General features: G+C 28.7%; 17 protein-coding genes, 1 pseudogene and 1 riboswitch. Of the genes and pseudogenes, 1 reads left to right on the top strand and 17 read right to left on the bottom strand.

The features are described 5' to 3' along the window. Window positions 1-62: 62 nt before the first annotated feature. The 8 genes and pseudogenes from guaA to KGF39_RS13975 form a co-directional block, all read right to left on the bottom strand. Window positions 63-1,598, bottom strand: a complete 1,536-nt coding sequence (guaA, locus tag KGF39_RS14010; RefSeq protein WP_003425341.1) for a glutamine-hydrolyzing GMP synthase — start codon at window positions 1,596-1,598, stop codon at window positions 63-65. A 220-nt stretch (window positions 1,599-1,818) separates the two neighbouring features. Continuing rightward, window positions 1,819-1,920, bottom strand: a riboswitch (purine riboswitch). Window positions 1,921-1,979: 59 nt separating this feature from the next. Then, a pseudogene (larC, locus tag KGF39_RS14005) lies at window positions 1,980-3,112 on the bottom strand (nickel pincer cofactor biosynthesis protein LarC). 135 nt (window positions 3,113-3,247) lie between these two features. Then, a complete protein-coding gene (gene larB, locus KGF39_RS14000) occupies window positions 3,248-3,988 on the bottom strand; it encodes a nickel pincer cofactor biosynthesis protein LarB (RefSeq protein WP_227822770.1) in 741 nt (246 codons plus the stop codon). 263 nt (window positions 3,989-4,251) lie between these two features. After that, window positions 4,252-5,880, bottom strand: a complete 1,629-nt coding sequence (gene groL / locus KGF39_RS13995) for a chaperonin GroEL (RefSeq protein WP_227822769.1) — start codon at window positions 5,878-5,880, stop codon at window positions 4,252-4,254. A gap of 32 nt (window positions 5,881-5,912) precedes the next feature. Beyond that, window positions 5,913-6,197: a co-chaperone GroES gene (groES, locus tag KGF39_RS13990; RefSeq protein WP_227822768.1), complete on the bottom strand. Its 285-nt coding sequence runs from the start codon at window positions 6,195-6,197 to the stop codon at window positions 5,913-5,915. 192 nt (window positions 6,198-6,389) lie between these two features. Continuing rightward, window positions 6,390-7,880, bottom strand: coding sequence for a cardiolipin synthase (gene cls, locus KGF39_RS13985; protein WP_227822767.1), 1,491 nt, complete (start codon window positions 7,878-7,880; stop codon window positions 6,390-6,392). 17 nt (window positions 7,881-7,897) lie between these two features. Beyond that, window positions 7,898-8,773 (bottom strand): DNA glycosylase, encoded by an 876-nt coding sequence (locus KGF39_RS13980; protein ID WP_227822766.1) that lies wholly within the window; start codon window positions 8,771-8,773, stop codon window positions 7,898-7,900. Between the two features lie 293 nt (window positions 8,774-9,066). Continuing rightward, window positions 9,067-10,098 (bottom strand): putative sulfate exporter family transporter, encoded by a 1,032-nt coding sequence (locus tag KGF39_RS13975; protein ID WP_227822765.1) that lies wholly within the window; start codon window positions 10,096-10,098, stop codon window positions 9,067-9,069. 187 nt (window positions 10,099-10,285) lie between these two features. Between KGF39_RS13975 and KGF39_RS13970 the strand changes: the two genes are divergently transcribed. Further along, complete coding sequence (locus KGF39_RS13970; protein ID WP_054272173.1) at window positions 10,286-11,176, top strand: LysR family transcriptional regulator; 891 nt, start codon at window positions 10,286-10,288, stop codon at window positions 11,174-11,176. A gap of 52 nt (window positions 11,177-11,228) precedes the next feature. On the opposite strand, the gene KGF39_RS13965 is transcribed toward KGF39_RS13970, so the two are convergent. The 9 genes from KGF39_RS13965 to KGF39_RS13925 form a co-directional block, all read right to left on the bottom strand. Continuing rightward, window positions 11,229-12,155 (bottom strand): ketopantoate reductase family protein, encoded by a 927-nt coding sequence (locus KGF39_RS13965; protein ID WP_227822764.1) that lies wholly within the window; start codon window positions 12,153-12,155, stop codon window positions 11,229-11,231. Between the two features lie 217 nt (window positions 12,156-12,372). Next, a complete protein-coding gene (pyrE, locus tag KGF39_RS13960; protein ID WP_003420885.1) occupies window positions 12,373-12,957 on the bottom strand; it encodes an orotate phosphoribosyltransferase in 585 nt (194 codons plus the stop codon). A gap of 84 nt (window positions 12,958-13,041) precedes the next feature. Then, window positions 13,042-13,944 (bottom strand): dihydroorotate dehydrogenase, encoded by a 903-nt coding sequence (locus KGF39_RS13955; RefSeq protein ID WP_227822763.1) that lies wholly within the window; start codon window positions 13,942-13,944, stop codon window positions 13,042-13,044. Next, entirely contained in the window at window positions 13,937-14,629 is a 693-nt protein-coding gene (locus tag KGF39_RS13950; protein WP_054272170.1) for a dihydroorotate dehydrogenase electron transfer subunit, read from the bottom strand. Before KGF39_RS13950 ends, KGF39_RS13955 begins: the two co-directional genes overlap by 8 nt. Window positions 14,630-14,667: 38 nt before the next feature. Next, window positions 14,668-15,588: an aspartate carbamoyltransferase gene (gene pyrB / locus KGF39_RS13945; protein ID WP_054272169.1), complete on the bottom strand. Its 921-nt coding sequence runs from the start codon at window positions 15,586-15,588 to the stop codon at window positions 14,668-14,670. Between the two features lie 289 nt (window positions 15,589-15,877). Then, window positions 15,878-16,924 (bottom strand): NlpC/P60 family protein, encoded by a 1,047-nt coding sequence (locus KGF39_RS13940; RefSeq protein WP_227822762.1) that lies wholly within the window; start codon window positions 16,922-16,924, stop codon window positions 15,878-15,880. An 864-nt stretch (window positions 16,925-17,788) separates the two neighbouring features. Further along, complete coding sequence (locus tag KGF39_RS13935; protein ID WP_227822761.1) at window positions 17,789-18,931, bottom strand: M56 family metallopeptidase; 1,143 nt, start codon at window positions 18,929-18,931, stop codon at window positions 17,789-17,791. Between the two features lie 167 nt (window positions 18,932-19,098). After that, window positions 19,099-20,364 carry an NAD-specific glutamate dehydrogenase gene (gluD, locus tag KGF39_RS13930; protein WP_003420866.1) on the bottom strand — a complete coding sequence of 422 codons (1,266 nt, stop codon included), beginning with the start codon at window positions 20,362-20,364 and terminating at the stop codon, window positions 19,099-19,101. A 127-nt stretch (window positions 20,365-20,491) separates the two neighbouring features. Beyond that, window positions 20,492-21,121: an ATP-binding protein gene (locus KGF39_RS13925; protein WP_227822760.1), complete on the bottom strand. Its 630-nt coding sequence runs from the start codon at window positions 21,119-21,121 to the stop codon at window positions 20,492-20,494. Window positions 21,122-21,250 lie beyond the last annotated feature (129 nt).

Raw genomic sequence — 21,250 nt, 5'->3', positions numbered from 1 at the left:
CACAAGCAAATTCTAAAAAGTCGTAAACCTTGAAATAACAAGGCTTACGACTTTTTTGTTTACTATTCCCACTCAATAGTACCAGGTGGCTTAGAAGTTATATCATAAACTACTCTATTTACTCCATCAACTTCATTTATTATTCTATTAGAAATTCTTTCTAATACATCATAAGGCATCTTATACCAGTCAGAAGTCATTCCATCAGAAGAAGTAACTGCTCTTAAACCAACTAGATAAGCATATGTTCTTTCGTCACCCATAACTCCAACAGTCTTAACATCTGGTAATGTTGCAAAAGCTTGCCATATTTCTCTATATAGACCTGCTTTTCTAAGCTCGTCCATATAAACAGCATCAGCTTCTCTTAATATATCACATTTTTCTTTAGTTACATCACCTATAACTCTTATTCCTAGACCTGGTCCTGGGAAAGGATGTCTAAATATTAATCCTTCTTCTATACCAAGCTCTAATCCTATTTTTCTAACTTCATCTTTAAATAACTCTCTTAATGGTTCGACAATTTCTTGGAAGTCTACATCTTCTGGAATTCCACCAACATTATGATGAGATTTTATAGTAGCAGCATTTCCATGTCCACTTTCTATAACATCTGGATAGATTGTTCCTTGAACTAAGAAATCCATTTTTCCTAATTTATTTGATTCTTCTTCAAATACTCTTATAAATTCTTCACCTATTATTTTTCTCTTAGCCTCTGGTTCAGAAACTCCTTTTAATTTAGATAAGAATCTATCTTCTGCATTAACTCTTATTAAATTTATATCAAATTTCTCTCTAAATATTCTTTCTACATCATTTCCTTCATTTTTTCTAAGTAATCCATGGTCAACAAATATACAAGTTAAGTTGTCCCCAATTGCTTTATGAATAAGAACTGCGGCAACAGAAGAATCAACTCCTCCACTTAAAGCACATAGAGCTTTTTTATCGCCTATTTTTTCTTTCAATTCTTTTATTTTATCTTCTATGAATGAATCTGTAGTCCAGTCACCTTTTACTTTACAAATATTATATAAGAAGTTTGTAAGTATCTTGTCCCCTTCTAAACAGTGTTCTACTTCTGGATGGAATTGAACTCCATATAAGTTTCGTTCTACATTTTCCATAGCTGCTACTGGACAATCATTAGTATTTGCAACTATAGTAAATCCTTCTGGAACTTTTTCTATTAAATCTGTATGGCTCATCCATACACTATTTGTAGTTATACCTTCAAATAATGATGATTTTCCATAAGTTATAGCTGTTTTTCCATATTCTTTTTCTTGTTTATTACCTTTTCTTACAACTCCACCCAATACATGAGACATTATTTGAATACCATAGCATATTCCAAGTATTGGAACTCCTAGTTCAAATATTTCTTTTGAAATTGTTGGAGAATCTTCTAAATACGCACTATTTGGTCCACCTGTAAATATTATCCCTTTAGGATTTTTTTCTTTTATTCTTTCTATGCTTGCAGTACATGGAAGTATTTCACAATATACATTGTTTTCTCTAACTCTTCTAGCTATCAACTGATTATATTGTCCTCCAAAATCTATTACAAGTACTAATTCATGTTTCATAAATTCACATCTCTCCTTGTATAATATAGTTTTTATATATTTATTTTAACACAAGACAGTCTAAATTATATTAAATCTTTTTACACAAAAAACCTGTATAGTAACTTCCATAATTTCTAACAAAAGTGAAATTACTATACAGGCTTCCAAAATACCTCTATCTTATAGCCAACACATAGGGAGTATAACTCGGCCTACACATTTACTTAACTAGGTCTTTTGGTATAATAATTTCACTCATAGTCAAGATATTTACGGTATCTTGGTAGAGACTCTCAGACCATATTTCTGAGCATATACGAGTGAGTTTATATTTTATATATTTTTTTCTGTTTGCTTTTATTTAATAAGGCTGAATATTAATTTATCAAAATTTATTACTTATGTCAATAAGTTTTCACTAAATTCTTCTTTTATTCTAAAATTTATATCAGCAAACACTTTTTTTATAGGAATATCTTCATTTTTTGCTATAGTTTTACATTCATTATATTCTGGAGTAGCCTTAACTAGTTCATCTTTATAATACCCTAATTTCACTGTAACCACACCATATTTTGTATCCAATTTTACAAATTTTCTATCTAGAATCTCTCTATTATACACATTATATCGCACTCCAAAAGTGCTAGTTTCTAAAAGTAATATTTTAATAAATTTTTCTAAATCTGATTTATTACATAAAATTGATACTTTTGTTGCAGGTCTATTCTTCTTCATATAAATACTCTCTGTATAAATATCTAATGCTTTCTCATCTAATATTTTTTCATACAAATAAGAATAGATTTCTGAAGACATATCATCAATATTTGCACTAATTTCATAAATTAATTCTTCTTTTTTTTTTCACCTAATACAGTTCTTAGCATATTTGGTACTTCAAACTTCTTATGACCTATTCCATATCCAATTTGTTTTGGAGAAAATTCAAACTCATCCACAAACTCATCACACAAGACTTTTATGATTGCAGCTCCTGTTGGGGTTGTACATTCTCCTTTTACATTGTTTAATTTAATTGGTACACCTTTTAAAATTTCCATAGTTGCAGGTGCAGGTATAGGTATAATTCCATGTTCACATTTTACAAATCCTGAACCAACAGACACTGTACTAGCACAAACTTTATCTACACAAAGTAAATCAACTAATATACAAGCTCCTACTATATCTACAATTGAATCTATAGCCCCTACCTCATGAAAATGTATCTTATCTATTGTAGTTCCATGAACTTTTGCTTCTGCTTCCCCAACTACCATAAATATTTTTTTTGATTTAGATTTTACATTTTCATTTAGATTACTCTCATCTATAATTTCAAATATATCAACTAAGTTTCTGTGTGCATGTGTTTCTTTTGTAATTACTTCTACTTTTGTCCCTACTATTCCATTCTCATTCTTTGAGCTGATGTTTATGTTAAATTCATCACTCATTATTAGTTTATGAATTTCCTCCAAAAAAATTTCCTTAGGTACACCTAAATTTAATAAACTCGCAAGGGTCATATCCCCTGATATACCGCTTATTATATCAAAATAAAGTATTTTTTCACTCATATACGTCTCCTCAATTTTAATAGTAAAAATATAATAGAAATTAGATTTTATTATATAATTTATGTTTAATTTATATCAATGTATTTACAGCTTATTTATCATTGCTGCTAAATATCCTGCTCCAAATCCATTGTCAATATTTACAACAGATATTCCAGATGCACAACTATTTAGCATAGCTAACAATGCTGCTAACCCTCCAAAATTCGCCCCATATCCAACAGAAGTTGGAACAGCTATTACTGGAACGTCAACCAATCCACCAACTACACTTGCAAGAGCACCTTCCATTCCTGCAACAGCTACTATTACTCTGGCACTATCTATTTTATGTCTTTTATTTAAAAGCCTATGTATACCTGCCACTCCAACATCATATATTCTATCAACATCATTGCCTAAAAATTTAGCTGTATGATAGGCTTCATCTGCTACTGGTATATCAGAAGTTCCCCCTGTAACAATCACAATTTTACCTTTTCCTATATTCTCTACATCATGATTTTGAATCTTTAGAATTTTAGATAATTCTTCATACTCAGCATGACTATAGATTTCTTTAATTTTTAGAAATGTTTCTTTTCTACATCTTGTCCCCAATATGTTAGAACCTTTTTGATTCATTTTATCAACAATCCCTAAAATATGCTCATCACTCTTACCTTCACAATAAATAACCTCTGGGTATCCATTTCTTAATTCTCTATGATGGTCTATGTTTGCATATCCAAGGTCTTCATAGGGCAAATCTTTTAATTTCTCTAATGCAAAATCTATATCAATATTTTCATTTTTAACCTGTTCAAGCAACTTTCTTAAGTCCATATTATCGCATCCTTTTAAATTTAATTTATTCTCTACCAACAATTATACCTTAATTAATATGTATCTAACATCATAACCTAAAAAATAACAATACACCTCTAAAAATATTATTATAATCTAGATACTAATTATTTGAATATGTATATTGGATTTATAAATACGCAAAAAATTAGATATATATAAAAGAACTATTTCAACTTAGACATTAAAATCTAAGTCGAAATAGTTCTTTATATTAAAATTTATATTTTAAATTTTTTAAATTACATCATACCTGGCATTCCGCCACCCATTCCTGGCATTCCTGCATCTTCTTTCTCAGGAAGGTCAGCAACAGCAGCTTCAGTAGTTAAGAAAGTACCTGCTATTGATGCAGCATTTTGTAAAGCACTTCTACTAACTTTAGTTGGGTCAACTATACCAGCTTCTATCATATTTACATATTTTTCATTTAATGCGTCAAATCCAGTTTCTGCTTCAGCATTAACAACATTTTGTACAATTACAGCACCTTCAAGACCAGCATTTATAGCTATTTGTCTTAACGGCTCTTCTAATGCTTTTTTAACTATTTGAGCACCTAGTTTAACTTCTCCTTCTAAACTCTCAACTAGTGTTCCTATTGCTGGTATGACACTAACAAAAGCAGTTCCTCCACCAGCTACTATACCTTCTTCTACAGCCGCTCTAGTTGCATTAAGAGCATCTTCTATTCTTAATTTTCTTTCTTTTAACTCAACCTCTGTAGCAGCTCCAACTTTGATAACAGCTACTCCTCCAGCAAGTTTAGCTAATCTTTCCATTAATTTTTCTCTGTCAAAATCTGAAGTAGTTTGTTCTACTTGATGTTTAATTTGAGTCACTCTATCTTCTATAGCTTTTTTATCTCCAGAACCATCTACTATTGTAGTACTTTCTTTAGTTACTTTAACAGATGAAGCTCTACCTAACATAGATAAATCAGCTTCTTTTAAATCATAACCTAATTCTTCTGATATTACTTGAGCACCTGTAAGTATTGCTATATCTTGAAGCATTTCTTTTCTTCTATCTCCAAAACCTGGAGCTTTAACTGCTACTACATCAAATGTTCCTCTTAATTTATTAACTACTAATGTAGATAATGCTTCACCCTCTACATCTTCAGCTATTATTAATAACTTTTTACCTTGTTGAACTATTTGCTCAAGAATTGGTAACAATTCTTGTATGTTAGATATTTTTTTATCAGTGATTAGTATATATGGGTCATTTAAAACTGCTTCCATCTTATCTACATCTGTAACCATATATGCAGAAACAAACCCTCTATCAAATTGCATACCTTCAACAGCATCTAATTCAGTATTCATAGTTTGAGATTCTTCAACAGTTATAACTCCATCTTTACCTACTATTTCCATAGCTTCTGCTATTAATTTTCCAACTTCTTCATCACCAGCAGATATAGAAGCAACCTGAGATATAGCTTCTTGTGTTTCTACTATTCTTGATTGATTTTTTAATTCTTCTACTGCTAGTATTACTGCCTTTTGTATTCCTTTTCTTAATAGGATTGGGTTAGCCCCTGCTGTTACATTCTTTAAACCTTCTCTTATTATAGCTTGTGCTAAAACTGTAGCAGTTGTAGTACCATCTCCAGCTACATCGTTAGTTTTTGTCGCAACTTCTTTAACTAACTGAGCACCCATATTTTCAAATCTATCTTCTAACTCTATCTCTTTTGCTATAGTTACACCATCATTAGTTATAAGTGGAGAACCAAATTTTTTATCTAATATAACATTTCTTCCTTTAGGTCCTAATGTTACTTTTACTGTATCTGCTAATTTATTTACACCAGTTTCTAAAGCTCTTCTTGTTTCTTCTGAAAATTTAATTTCTTTAGCCATTTTAAACGCCTCCTAATAAATTCATTCTATATTTATTCAATAACAGCTAATACATCACTCTGTCTTAGTATTGTATACTCTTGTCCTTCTATCTTAACTTCTGTTCCAGAATATTTTTGGAATATAACCTTGTCTCCTACTGTCAATTCCATCTTTATTTCTTTCCCTTCAAATATTCCACCTGGTCCAACTTCTACAACTTCAGCTATTTGAGGTTGCTCTTTAGCTGCTCCTGGTAAAACTATTCCACTTGCAGTTTTTTCTTCTGCTTCTACTTTTTTGATTACTACTCTGTCAGCTAATGGTCTTATTTTCATTATTAACGCCTCCTAAAATATTAAGTATAGACTAGTTCGCCTATGTTTTTAGTTATTTTTAGATTAATACTACTTTTATATGTAGATTTATATATATACTTTTTATTTATTATCACTCTATCTAATAGAGTGCTAACAATTATTATAATATACCAATCACACATAATTTTCAATACCTTTTTTAATAATTTTTTATAATATTGGTGAAAATAGTCTTGCTACAGATTCTTTGATTTTTTGTATGATATTTCTATTCTTAAATACCTCCAAATTAAGTTCTTCACAGTGACTTAAATCTTCAAAGAAATCATCTGTCATTACTCTAATAACTTCTTCATCATAAATAAATGCATTTACTTCAAAGTTAAGCATAAAACTTCTTAAATCCATATTAGCTGTACCTGCAGAAGCAATTTTATCATCTATTATTACGACTTTAGAATGGATAAACCCTTTATTGTACAAATAAACTTTGCCACCTGCTCTTAATATTTCTTCAAAATATGAATAAGATGCTATGTTTACTATCTTATGGTCTGCAATTTTTGGAAATATTATCCTCACATCGACTCCACTAAGCGCAGCACTTTTTATAGCTTTTAATAAGCTTTCATCTGGAATAAAATATGGCGTTTCTATATAAACATTTTGTCTAGCTTGGCATATTGCAGAAAAATAAGCATAATGAATATCTTCCCAGTCACTATCTGGACCACTTGCAACAACCTGTATCATACTTTCACCAATATTCCCTACACTTGGAAAGTAATTTTTAGTTACCAAGACTTCTTTTGTTGTATAATACCAGTCAATCAAGAATGTCATTTGAAGCATGTATACAGAAATACCTTTAATCCTAATGTGAGTATCTCTCCAATATCCAAACTTATCATTTTTTCCTAAATATTCATCTCCTATATTTATTCCACCTGTATATCCAATTATTCCATCAATAACAACAATTTTTCTATGATTTCTATAGTTTAATTTTCCTCCTATTATAGGAAATTTTGTAGGTAAAAATGCTGCAATTTCTATACCTACTTCTCTCATTTCTCGGAAAAATTTTCTATTAAACCAAAATCTCCAACATCCTACATCATCATATAAAATTCTTATTTTAACGCCTTCTTTGGCTTTTTTTATAAGTTCTTCTTTTAACACCCTACCTATTTCACTATCTTTGATGATAAAGTACTCTAAATGTATATGGTCTTTAGCTTCTCTTATATCTTCTATAAGTCTTTTAAACTTTTCATTTCCATCTACAAATACATCCACCTTATTATTTTTAGTAAAGGGAAACATACCAGTCTTCAACAACATATTTATTACCCTTTTTCTATAACTACCATCCTCTTCGTCTCTTAAAAGCTTATTTTGCTTTATAGATTCCTTTTCTAGTTCAACTATTTCTGTTATCTTTTCTAATGTATCAAAGAGTTTCTTTTCTTTTATATTATTAGCTAGTTTTTGAGTCTTAAATAATTTTCGTTTTCTAATATTTCTACCTGAAATAGCATATATAATTAAACCTATACCCGGAAATATAATAAACATCAATAACCAAGACATGGTTTTTGCAGGGTCTCTATTTTCAAGCAATATAATCACAGAAATTATGGCTCCAGCTAGATATGATATAATTAAATAGAACAGAAATATTGTTCCTATTACTCCCATAATTTCTCCCCCTTAATTTATTTTCCTATACCGAGTTCTCTTGCATAGTAAAATAAGTACTGTTGAGCAAATCCAGACATTTCTTTAAATTTATCAATTCCATAAGTTCTCATTTTAGGTAAACTCATATCTTCATCTATATAGAATTCTTGCATAACTCTCTTAACCCAAACATCAACTGGAAAAGAATCATATTTTTGCATTCCAAATAATGCAATACAATCACATACTTTTGGTCCTACTCCATTAAATTTTAAAAGCTCTTTTCTACAATCATCTGTACTTAAATTTGTATATTCAGATACCTTATCATTATTTTCTATAACTGCCTGTGTAGTGCTTTTTATGTACTTATCTCTAAAACCTGTTTGACATGCTCTTATTTCCTCTTGCGAGGCCTTATTCAGCTCTTCTGGTGTTGGGAATGCATAGTATTCATTACCTTCATACTCACCTATATACTTACCAAATTTTCTTGATAAATTTTCTATTGCTCTTTGTATCATAGGAATTCTATTATTAGAGGAAATTATAAATGATATAAGCATTTCCCATCCATCTTGTCTTAATATTCTTATTCCCCATCCAAATTCAGTAGCCTTATTTAAATATTCATCCATATTTTTTAGCTTATTCTTTATTTCTGTATAATCAGTTCCTAAATCAAAGTAATTATACCAAATACTATTAAACTCCTTTAAATTTGTATTATTTAAATATATTTTATCATTCTCTTTTTTGACATTTAATATTCTCCCCTTTGCAACACCAGTGTATGAGCCATCTTCTTGTTTGTGCCATCTAAAACATTGACCACACTCAAATATATGTACTGGGTCAAAATCTGTTACTCCTTCTAGTATAACTCCATTATCATTTTCATAAACATTCATATACCAAATCTCCTTAATATTTATATTTTCATTTTATTTATTTACTTAAAAACTTAACTTTAATATGTGCATTTTACTTATTTTAACACAAAGATAAGTAATTTCAAAATTTATAAGGTCATTATTATGTAAAATAATATTTTACTTTAAATTTTTACCTTAAATAAAAAATGAATTTCTATAAGTTTATACCCACTTAAACTTATCGAAATTCATTTTTTATTTATATTATAAATTATTAGTAACATATTATTTTAATTAATCAAATTAATATTACAAGTACTATTTTTGTACTATATAAATATTTTTATTAAAACTACAGCTGATATAACTTGTACTGCACCTACAAATAAACCATATAAAGAAACTTCTTTCCCTTGTTTCACTAAATCTTTTACATTAACCTTTAAGCCAATTGCTGCTAAAGCTATTATTTCAAATTTGTTACTTATTTCTTTGCACAACACAGATACTTCTTTTGGTATAATGTTCATTGAAAAAAGTGCACAGGTTATAAAGAATCCAATTACATACCATGGTATAGTTACTTTTTTCTTTTTTATCTCATTCTTTTCTTCTTCAAGAATTTCCCTATTAGACTGATTTTTCATATGTCCAAATACTAATACAACAACAACTAGAAATATTACTCTTACTATCTTAAAAATAGTAGCCAAATCTTTTACATTTTCTCCAACAATTGCTCCACTTGCTACAACTTGACCAATTGATTGTAAGGTTCCACCTATCATTGCTGATGTTTTTACAACTTCATGGCTGTATAAAAACTGAGATATTATTGGAAGTAAAAACATAAGAAATATACCAGTAACATTTACAATCGTTACTGCGATTCCTTTTTCTTTATCTGTGGCATTAACTACTGGAACTGTTGCTCCTATTGCAGAAGAACCACATACTGCGTTTCCACTTGCCATTAGAAATCTAAAATTTTCTTCAAATCCTAATTTTTTCCCTATATAAAGTGCTGCTATTATTGTTACTGTCATTTGTAATATTATAAATAAAATTCCTGAAACTTTTAAGTCTATTAAGGTAGATACACTGAGTGTTGCTCCTAATAGTACTATTGAATATGATAATAAATCTGTTTCTGAAAATTTATAACCTTTTTGAAATACCTTTTGATTTAAGAATAAATTTCCTACAAACATGCCTAAAAATATAGAAATTGATGCTGCTCCTACTTTAGGAATTAGAGTAGAAATAAATATACTAATATAACCTACTAATACTGATACAAACAATCCAGGTAATATTTCTTTTACAGTTTTTGATGTCAAATTGCTTTTATTCTTTAACATAATATACCTACCTTATAATTAATATAGTTTTCTTTATAGCAATAGTATATAATTGTAATAACCATAAGTAAAATAAATATATAATATAGTAATGATTAATATTTTTAATGGTTATTACATGTAGTATAATTATTTGTAGAAAGTATATAAAAAATGTAAAATTTCATTATGTAAAGGAGACAAAAAATTGTTTGAAGAATTAAAAACATTTGTAGCTGTTGTTGAATATAAAAATTTTACTAAAGCTGGAGAATACTTAAATCTATCACAACCAAGTGTAAGTAAACATATTAAAAATCTAGAAAATTATTTTAAAGTTGTGCTTATAAATAGGTCTATTAAGCAAAAGACTATTTTTATAACAGAAAGTGGACAAATATTGTATAAAAGAGCTAAGGAAATATTAAATCTTTTGAATATTACTTATCATGATGTAAGTCAAGTTTCAGATGCTATAACTGGGCACTTAAAGATTGGTGCAAGTTTGACTATTGGAGAATATATTCTACCTAATTTTCTAGCACTCTTTTCTCAAAAGTATCCTGACATAGATGTAGAAATTTTTATAAAAAATACATCAATTGTGTGTTCTCATGTTAAGGATTATATTCTAGACATTGGTCTTATTGAAGGTACTTGCTCTTCACCTTCATTTATTCAAGAATATTTTTTTGAAGATAAGATGGTTCTAGCACTTCCATATAATAGCTCTTTGTTAAAAGATTTCAGTTTTAATAAACTTCAGGACCAAAAATGGATAGTCAGAGAAGATGGCTCTGGGACTAGAGATTATTTAGATATGTTTTTAAGTGTTAAAGAAATTATTCCAAAAAGTATGATGGTTTTTGGAAGTAACTATGCTGTCAAAGAATCTGTTAGAAATAATTTGGGAATTACAATAGTCTCTAATCTAGTGACAAGCTTACCTGTTTTAAACAATGAGCTGTCTGTCATAGAGCTTGGAAGCAGCTACAACAGACATTTCTCATATATATTTCCAAAAGATATAACTTTATCAAAAGCAGCAACTATTTTTATTGAAGAGTTAAAAATATTTAGTAATTTAAATAGTATATAACATCAATAAAATTTAAAAGCAATGAATTATTAGAGTTTTTCACAAAGCCCCTTTAAAATCTGCTTTCAATTACTTTTATCATATAAAAAAAAGTCTGATTTATAGGAGTAGGTATGCTATATTTTTTTCCAAGTTTGCAAATATTCTTAGAAAACATATCTACTTCTGTAGGTCTATGTGCTTCTACATCTTGAAGCATTGATGTTCTTCCTTCTTTTGAATGTTCTAGTATTCTATGTAATGAATTTTCTACATCATCTTCTGTAAGACGTATACCTTTTGCCTGAGCTATAAAAACAACTTCCCTCATTGCAGATTTTGCTAGTTCTCTTAAATGCTCAGAACTTTGAAATACTCCATAAGGTGCACCAAGTATAGCTGAAGTTTGATTTACACCAATATTAACCATGTACTTCCACCATATATCTCGTTGAATATCCTTTGATAAAATATATTCTATATTTACACTATCAAAGATTTCAGTTATTATATTAGTTTTTCTATCTTCACTATTATCTTTGTTGCCAAACACAATTATTCCATTAGTAGTATGTATAATATTATTATTGATTTTCTTTGCATCTATATTGGTAACATATGAATATACCATTTTTTCAATTCCAAATCTTTCCCCTATTATCTCTTCGCTATCCACTCCATTTAACAAAGACATTATCACTGTATTTTTTCCAACTAGTCCGTCTAATTCTTTTATGTTTTCTCTTAAATGATTATATTTTAAACCTATAATTATAAAATCAGCCTCTTGTTTATACTCATCCCTAGTTACATAATCAAAATCATACCTTCTTCCATTTATTATAAATCCATCTTCTAGATATCGTTTCTTTCTTTCCTTATCACAAAGAATCTTAAAATCATATTTAGAGTTTAAAAATTGTTCTGCAAAAGTAGCTCCTACAGCACCTACTCCAAAAAATACAACCCTTTTCTGACTTTCATTTAATTGATTTTTCATACTTCCCCCCTCCTCAATATATAATAATTTTTTATCTTATACTTAATATTGTACTGCTACTATCTCTTATTTTGTAAATATATTTTTAACAAAAAACAGTTAACCTTTGTTTATAAGGCTAACTGTTTTTTATCTTTGATTTATATTTTATACTACAAGATTTTACTCTAAAAAATTTATATTTTCTAAATAATACTAAAATTAATTAAATTATTTATTACATTCCTAACTCTTTAAACTCTCTACTTCCAGGCTTAACAACTGGTAATTTTCCTTCTTTACATAAAGGACACTCATCAGATTCATAAACTTGGATATCAAGTTTTATAGCACTATATATAGGCATACCTATATCATGATTAGTTCTATCTGCTATACATGCTACACCTACAACTTCTCCACCTAAGGCTTCCAATACTCTTTTTGTCTCCATAGTTGATTTACCAGTAGTTACAACGTCTTCAGCAATTATTATCTTTGCTCCTTTTTTAACTTCAAACCCTCTTCTTAACTCCATTGTATTGTCTTTTCTCTCAGTAAATACAGCTTCTTTTCCTAATTGTCTTCCTAACTCATAAGAAACTATTACTCCACCCATAGCTGGTCCTACTACTAAGTCTATATCCAAATCTTTTATTTGTTCAACAACTGTACTTAATACCTCAGCAGCATATTCTGGAAATCTTAATACTTTTGCACATTGTACATATCTATTACTGTGTTTTCCTGAAGATAATAAAAAATGTCCCTCTAATAATGCATCACTTTTCTTTAATATATCTACTACATCTACTTTACTCATATTATTTTTCCTCCATGTTAATGTTATAAAATTATTGTTTATTTAATCTATATTTTTCATTTTTAAAATACTATTTATTCTACCTTATATAATTCCTCTTATTTCGTCTAAACTTTTTATTCCTTCTTTATCCATAAATTCATTAATTCCATCTATTATTTCAAGACCAATTCTAGGATTCATAAAGTTTGCAGTTCCAACTTGAATACAAGTAGCTCCTGCCATTATAAATTCTATAGCATCTGTAGCTTTAGTTATTCCGCCCATTCCCATTACAGGTATATTTACATTTTTACACACTTCATGTACCATTCTTAAAGCTATAGGCTTTATAGCTGGTCCAGATAACCCAGCATATACATTTTCAAATACTGGTCTTCTATTTTTTATATCAATTGCCATTGCTTTAAAAGTATTAACTAAAGAGATGCCATCAGCACCTTCTTCTTCACAAACTTTTGCCATCCCTACAATGTCTTCTGCATTAGGTGATAGTTTTATTACTAAAGGTAGTTTCGTTATGTTTCTTACCTCACGAACAACTTCTCTTGCCACTTCATTTTTTATACCAAAAGCCATTCCTCCAGCTTTAACATTTGGGCAAGATATATTTAATTCAATAATATCTATAGGTTTATCATTTAACATTTGAACCCCTAATAAGTAGTCTTCTAATGTCCCACCTCCAACATTAGCTATTCTGACCAAGTCTAATTGACTAAAAAAAGGTAATTCATTATCTATAAACCCTTGGACTCCAGGATTTTCAAGACCAACACTATTCATCATACCAGATGGTGTCTCATGAACTCTCATACCATTATTGCCAAGCTTTTTATTTAAAGTAAGTCCCTTACTGCTTATACCACCAAGTTTTTGTATATCATAAATCTCATTATATTCTTTTCCAAATCCAAAAGTTCCAGACGCCATTATTACTGGATTTTTAAACTCTATACTTCCAAATTTCACACTTAAATTAGCCATTAAAAATCACGTCCTCTCCCCAGAACACGGGACCATCTTTACAAGTCTTTTTATTTCCTTCATTAGTTTTACACGTACATACTAAACAAGCACCTACTCCACATGCCATATGGTTTTCAAGAGATACCATAATTCTCGTTTTAGTACCTTCTACCATCTTAACCAATTTTTCCATCATTGGAGTTGGACCACATGTTAATATATAATCATATTTCTCCACATCAATTATATCTGTTACAAAAGTATTCCCTACTGTTGTATATACCTCATTACATACTTGTCTATATTCATCTTCTAATATAACATCTTCTCTAAATCCAAGATATGCATCACAGTTTTTTATATTTTTAGCAACTAAATATAGTGGCGCTACACCGATTCCGCCTCCTACTAGAGCTACCTTTCCATCAACCTTAGTATATCCATTACCATAAGGTCCTTCCAATTTTATAGTGTCGTTTACTTTTAAGTTACTCAAAATTTGAGTTCCCTCTCCTACTACTTTATAAAGAAAAGTTATTCCTTCTTCATCTATATCATGTATACTTATAGGTCTTGAAAGTACTGGATAAGTATCCCATGCTCTTAACATATAGAATTGTCCCATTTTACCTTCAAAATTACCTTTTACTTTCATTCTATACATATCTTCGCCTATATATATATTTTCCAGAATTTTATACATCCCAAAATCTCCTTTGTTTTACTATTATATGATAGCTATTAGTCTTCATTTATACCTAAAAGCTTTATTATTAAAGCCATTCTAACATACATTCCATATTTAGCTTGTTTAAAATATACAGCTCTATCATCATCATCTACATCTATGTCTATTTCATTTACTCTTGGTAATGGATGCATTACTAACATATCTTTAGATGCTTTTTCTAATTTAGCCTTATTTAAAATATAATAGTTTTTAAGTCTTTCATATTCTGATTTATCTTCAAATCTTTCTTGTTGAACTCTAGTCATATATAAAACATCCAAACTTCCTATAACATCATCTAAATTATTAGTTTCATAATATGCATGTCCCTTTATAGCTTCTTTTATATAATCTGGCATTTTTAATTCTTCGGGTGCTATAAATACAAACTTTGTATTCCTATATCTTGCCATAGCTTTAACCAAAGAATGCACAGTTCTTCCATATTTTAAATCACCACATAATCCTATTGTATGGTTTTCTAAAGTTCCTTTTAATGATTTTATAGTAAGCAAGTCTGTAAGTGTTTGGGTTGGATGCTGATTACCGCCATCTCCTGCATTGATAAATGGTACCTCTGTAAATCTAGCTGCTTCTGATGCTGCACCTGATTGAGGATGTCTCATAGCTATTATATCAACATAACCAGATACTATCCTCATTGTATCGCCTAAAGTTTCGCCTTTTGATGCAGAGGATGAATTTGGTTCTGAAAAACCTACGACACGCCCTCCTAATCTGTTCATAGCAGATTCAAAGCTTAATCTTGTTCTTGTTGACGGTTCATAAAATAATGTAGCTAATAGTTTTCCTTCACATATGCGAGAATATTTTGACGGATTGTCAATTATTTTTTGAGCTAATTCTAATATTTCATCTATTTCTTCTATTGAAAAGTCTTCTGGTTGGATTAAATTTCTTGATTTTAACATCTTTCGTCCTCCTTTTTTAGCCTCTCTGAACTAAAATTAAAAGTATTTTTGTACTGTTAGTAGCTTACCACCTTTGACTTATCCTGTCAAGGGATTGCACAAATAATCATTATATGGAAAGACTACTATTTTATATCATATTAACTTAAATCCCTATTAAATTTAAAGTGATACAAAAACGCTCTATAATACATTTAAAATATAATCATTTTTTGTTTCCTGATTAAATTAAATATAATATAGAGCGTTTATATTTATGTATTTATCAATTTGTCATATTACAAACTGATTATAATATTCTTTTTGCTGTAACAAATCTTGCTGTATAGTATGCTGAATTTATACTAGTTACACGAACTGTTTTTCCTGTTGATGGTGAATGTATCATATTACCTCCACCTACATATATTCCAACATGACTAACAGAACCAGAACCATTAGTTGTGAAGAACACTAAGTCTCCTGGTTGTAAATTTGCTTTACTTACAGTTTGTCCATATTTAGATTGTGCTTTAGATGTTCTTGGTATATTCTTTCCTACTGCATTTCTATATACATATTGTGTAAATCCAGAGCAGTCAAAAGTGTTTGGTCCTTCTGCTCCCCAAACATATGGGCAACCTTGCTTAGAATATGCCAAGTTAAGTACAGCTTGAACTGCATTAGAGTTAGCTGTTGGCACATTTGAACTACTATTTTTTTGATTGTCATTTGTGTTATCTTGTTGATTATTATTTGCATTGTTTTGTTGATTATTATTTGTAGAAGTTCCATTTTGATTAACACTTGGGTTTACTTGTGGTTCTTCTATTACTGGAGCTTTATCAGATATATAAGATGCTTTTACATATCCTTCTGTTTCTCCATCTTTAACTTTTAACCAATCTCCATTTTCTTCCAACACCAATAAGGAGCTTCCTTTTTCCAGCTCTTCAATTACTTCTGAACTTTCACTCTTATCTTTTCTTAAGTTTACTTTATTAGCGTTAGTATATCCCACACCTTCAGATATATCTACATATCTAGTAGCTAACCAACCTTCGCCATCTTCAACTTTAACCTTAACCCATTCCCCTTGAATTCCTAAAACAGTAAATTCATCTCCAGAATAAGCTATGTTTTGAACTTGACCTTCTTCTCTTATTTTTATAGCTACTCCATCTTTTATCTTTGCAACTTTATATTTCACTTCTTTATATTCACCTAAATTTAATTCAGTATTTGTCTTATCATCCTTATTTTGAGATGAATCATTTACTTCATCCGCATTTACAATTGAACTTACTGATAATGCCATAACTGATGCAAATACTGGTATTAATATCTTTTTCTTCACGATAAACCTCCTAAAATTTCCCATAATTATCTTATGATTCTATTTTGTAGGTGAAGTGTACCTAAGGATAAAATACTAATACACAATACATTAATAAAAGCTCTATCTGTAACTTTTTTGTAAACCACTTTATATAACTTTTATAGTATCATTATATTAATAAAATAAATTAGTTTATCCAATATGTCACCTAAATATACATTATTTATTTAATTATATAATATGGGTCTGTAAAAGTAAAGAATTTTGTATCGTTCGAGGCCAAAGTACACATAAATATTGTTTTATGTGTTTTTTTATGTGGCGTATATTTTTTGATTAAGTTACTATAAAGTTAGATATATTGTGAAGTTTTTAACTCAACATAAATCAAAGTCTATTTACTAATAACGATTCTCAAATTCATATGCTTCTAAATTAATAAGATGAAAATTTAGAAGCATATGAATATATAAAAATTAAGTATTAAAAGATTGTCCTAGCAGTAATCTTTTCATACTTAATTTTTTTAGATAATATATCAATAACAACTATCATCCATAATATAATAGTTAAATTTTTTGCTAAATCTTTTAAGTACATTTTTCCCCTATCTTATTTAAGAGTATTTTATATTTAAGTTTAATTACCTTTTAAGTTTTCATATTGTCTTTATTAACCAAAAATATATTTTTTGTAACAGATAACTATTTTTTATCATTTTATAATTATTGTAATTCATAATTTATTTAAAAGCCCTTATAATTAATTATAGCTTAGTAATGATTACTATGCATCAATCATCTTTAATTACTTCAACTATCTATAAATTTCACACTTAAATACAAAAAATTCATAATATTAACATTAATATTATATCTAACATCATTTTTTAAAATCCATACAGTCTTTATAAAATCTAGGAATAATTTCTATCGAATCTGAATCTTTTGGTACTATTCCATTGGCTCTACAGTTTTCTTCATGCTCTCTTCTCAGTTTTCTAGGCGCATTTGCATATGTAAAATCTATGGTTACAAACATGTCTTCTTGCCTTCCTTCAAACGTATATCTTGATCTCTCTAAGAAATCACTCTCTTCAATAATACTAGTTGAATCAAATTTAAAGAACGTAATAGAAGAAAACAAGCTTATAATTAAAGCCATTAAGATACCATTTTTATGTTTTTCACTGAACATACTCATTACTCTTTTTCTAATATCAGATTGTTTATTTAAGCCAGCTACAAATTTATTTGAAAAATTTGTACCTCTCTTCATTGCATTTACAATAGTTAAAGCATATGCTTGCTTTTGTTGTACAGTACAATTTTTTAAAACTTTCTCATCACAATAAAGTTCACAATCTAAATCCATATATTTTTCCATTATGTATACAAACGGATTAAACCAATATACTATTTTTAAAAATAATACTAAATATTTTAAATGAAGGTCTTTGCTTTTAAAATGCATAAGTTCATGTCTAAAAATCCAATCTAACTCTTCTAATTTGTAATCATGTGGTGGTAAAAGAACAGATAAATTAAAAAATACTGGGCTCTCAACTTCATGAGAATACTTAAGTTTTATATCTTTGGATATATTGAGCTCTTCTAATAAACCTACATAAAGATTTATTATCTCTTCATCATCAACATCATAAGATAAATCATCTATTAAATTTTTAAGTTTTATATATTTAAATATAGTATAAAGTAAATATATTATCACAGTACAAATCCAAATATACAATAAAATACTACTATATGAAGTTTGTGCTTTATTAAAATACTCCAAATTAATATTATCAATGTTTATATTTTCTTTTCTTCTAAAAACATTCACAGTAAGAGTATAATACGTAAATGGTAATAACAATTTAATAATTACTATTAGCCATATATAATAGTTAAATTTTTTACTAAATCTTTTAAATATACTTTTCTTAAAAGTTAATATTAAAAGAATACATAAACTACTTACTATAACCGTTCTAAAAAGTCCATTCAAAATTAAATCAACCATTAATTTTCACCCATCTTATTTATAGCATTTTAAATTCTAAATTACATAATTTATCAAGTTATTTATAAATTAAAACAAAAAATGAGCCAAATAATTTAAGGGCTGTACTATGTACAGCCCCTTTATATCTTAAATAATTATATCCTATTATTTATTAAGAGTAAATCCTAGTACCAACCTCTTAATTTCATAGCTTCAGCAACTTTCTTAATTGAATGCATGTAAGCAGCTTCTCTCATTGTAACATTGTACTCTTCTTTGATTTTCCAAATAGATTCAAATGCTTTAACCATAGCTATTTCTTCTTTTTGCTCTACTTCTTCTTCTGACCAGTAGTATCCATATAAGTTTTGTACCCACTCGAAGTAAGAAACTGTAACTCCACCAGCATTAGTTAATATATCTGGAGTAAGAACTATTCCTCTTTCAGCAAATACTTCGTCAGCTTCTGGAGTAGTTGGTCCATTAGCAGCTTCACAAACTAATTTAGCTTTTATAGATTCAGCAACTTCTTTAGTTATAGAGTTTTCTAGTGCAGCTGGTATTACTATATCAACATCTGAAGCCCAGAACTCTTCTAAAGATATTCTCTTAGCTCCTGGGAAGTTTAATAAGTTACCATGTTCTTTCATATAATCTAGCATAGCTTGACCATCTAAACCATTTTCATTGTATATAGCATAAGAACCTTCTGATTTGCACCATTCAGCCATAGCTACAACAGTACCACCAAGTTTTTCACAGTTAAGAACTGTATAAGAACCAACGTTTCCTATACCTTGAACAGCTATTTTAGCTTTTTTCATATCTATCCCTAATTTAGCAGCAGCTTCTCTTGCAGTAACAGCAACACCAAATCCAGTAGCAGCTGTTCTTCCTAAAGAACCACCAAATTCAACTGGCTTACCAGTTATAACACCTATAGAACTTTGTCCAGTTAATTTATTGTACTCATCAACCATCCAAGACATTATTTGTCCATTAGTATTTACGTCTGGTGCAGGAACGTCAACTTTCTCACCTATTAATTTATATATTCCATCTATGTATCCTCTACTTAATCTTTCTAATTCACCTTGAGATAAAGTTGATGGATCTACTATTATTCCACCTTTACCTCCACCATATGGTATACCTGTTACAGAACATTTGAAAGTCATCCATATAGATAAAGCTTTTACTTCGTCTCTTGAAACATTTTGATGGAATCTTATTCCACCTTTTGTTGGCCCTACTGCATCATTATGTTGTGATCTAAATCCTTTAAAAGTTTTTATAGAACCATCATCCATTTTTACTGGAATTGAAACTTCTATAACTCTCATAGGTTCTTTTAATAATTCATAAACTGCTGGTTCCATACCTAATTTATCACATGCATTTTTTACTTGAGATTGCGCCATCTCGAAGACATTTACATCTTTTCCTGACATTTGAAAGCCCCCTTATAAATACGTTATAATTATGTATACTCCATTTAGAAAAACCATTTCCTAAATTTACAGTTTAATTATAGCACACTTTATTGCAAATTAGTATATCATTTTTTCAGTTTATTTTTTAACATGAGAGGAAGTTTATTTTTTTAATTTTATGAATGTTAATATCTATTTTTTGTACATTAACTAAAGTCATTTTCTCAATAGACTTTTTTATTATCTGTTGCATATCTTCAATTTTTTTTATAACTTCCAAATCATTGATATTTATACTTACAAAAATATTCATAAAATTATTGCAATTCTCTATATTGATTTTATTTATTCTATCAATGCTTCCAAAGTTGTATACTTCATATTCAATAATCTGTTTAATTACATCAGCACTAATATAAAATTTTCCAATATAGCTAAAAGTTGGTCTTATAATTGTTTTTTCTAAAACTACCATATTCCTATTATTACCTTTTCTAAAAAGCCTCTTCAATGGATTTATACTAAGACCACTTGTCATACTTTTTATCTCAACTGCTGGAACAGGAATTACATGATTTCCTTCTTTTCTAGATTGTTTTGCTATTTCTATTTCATACTTAGTACTTATGTCTTGGATATTTACAAATTTATAAACTCTTCCAATTGATAATCTATCTACAATTTGATTAACCATTTTTTTTGATGTACCAATAATAAGAATTCTTCTTATATTTTCTTTTTTAATTGTTTCTCTAACTTCTTGTCTATGGTCCAAATCATAAAAAATAGCTCTTTTAACTGCTTCTATAGTAGTACTTGCTTGTTTTGCCGATATCCCAGCTAAAACTTTGTTTTTGTATATTAAAATTCCATCCTGAACCTCCCATGACTAAAGTCACAGGGT

Source organism: Clostridioides sp. ZZV14-6345 (assembly GCF_020657775.1).
Taxonomy (GTDB): domain Bacteria; phylum Bacillota; class Clostridia; order Peptostreptococcales; family Peptostreptococcaceae; genus Clostridioides; species Clostridioides difficile_D.
The sequence above is the reverse complement of the archived record's forward strand: the minus strand, read 5'-3'. Positions and strand labels throughout refer to the sequence as shown.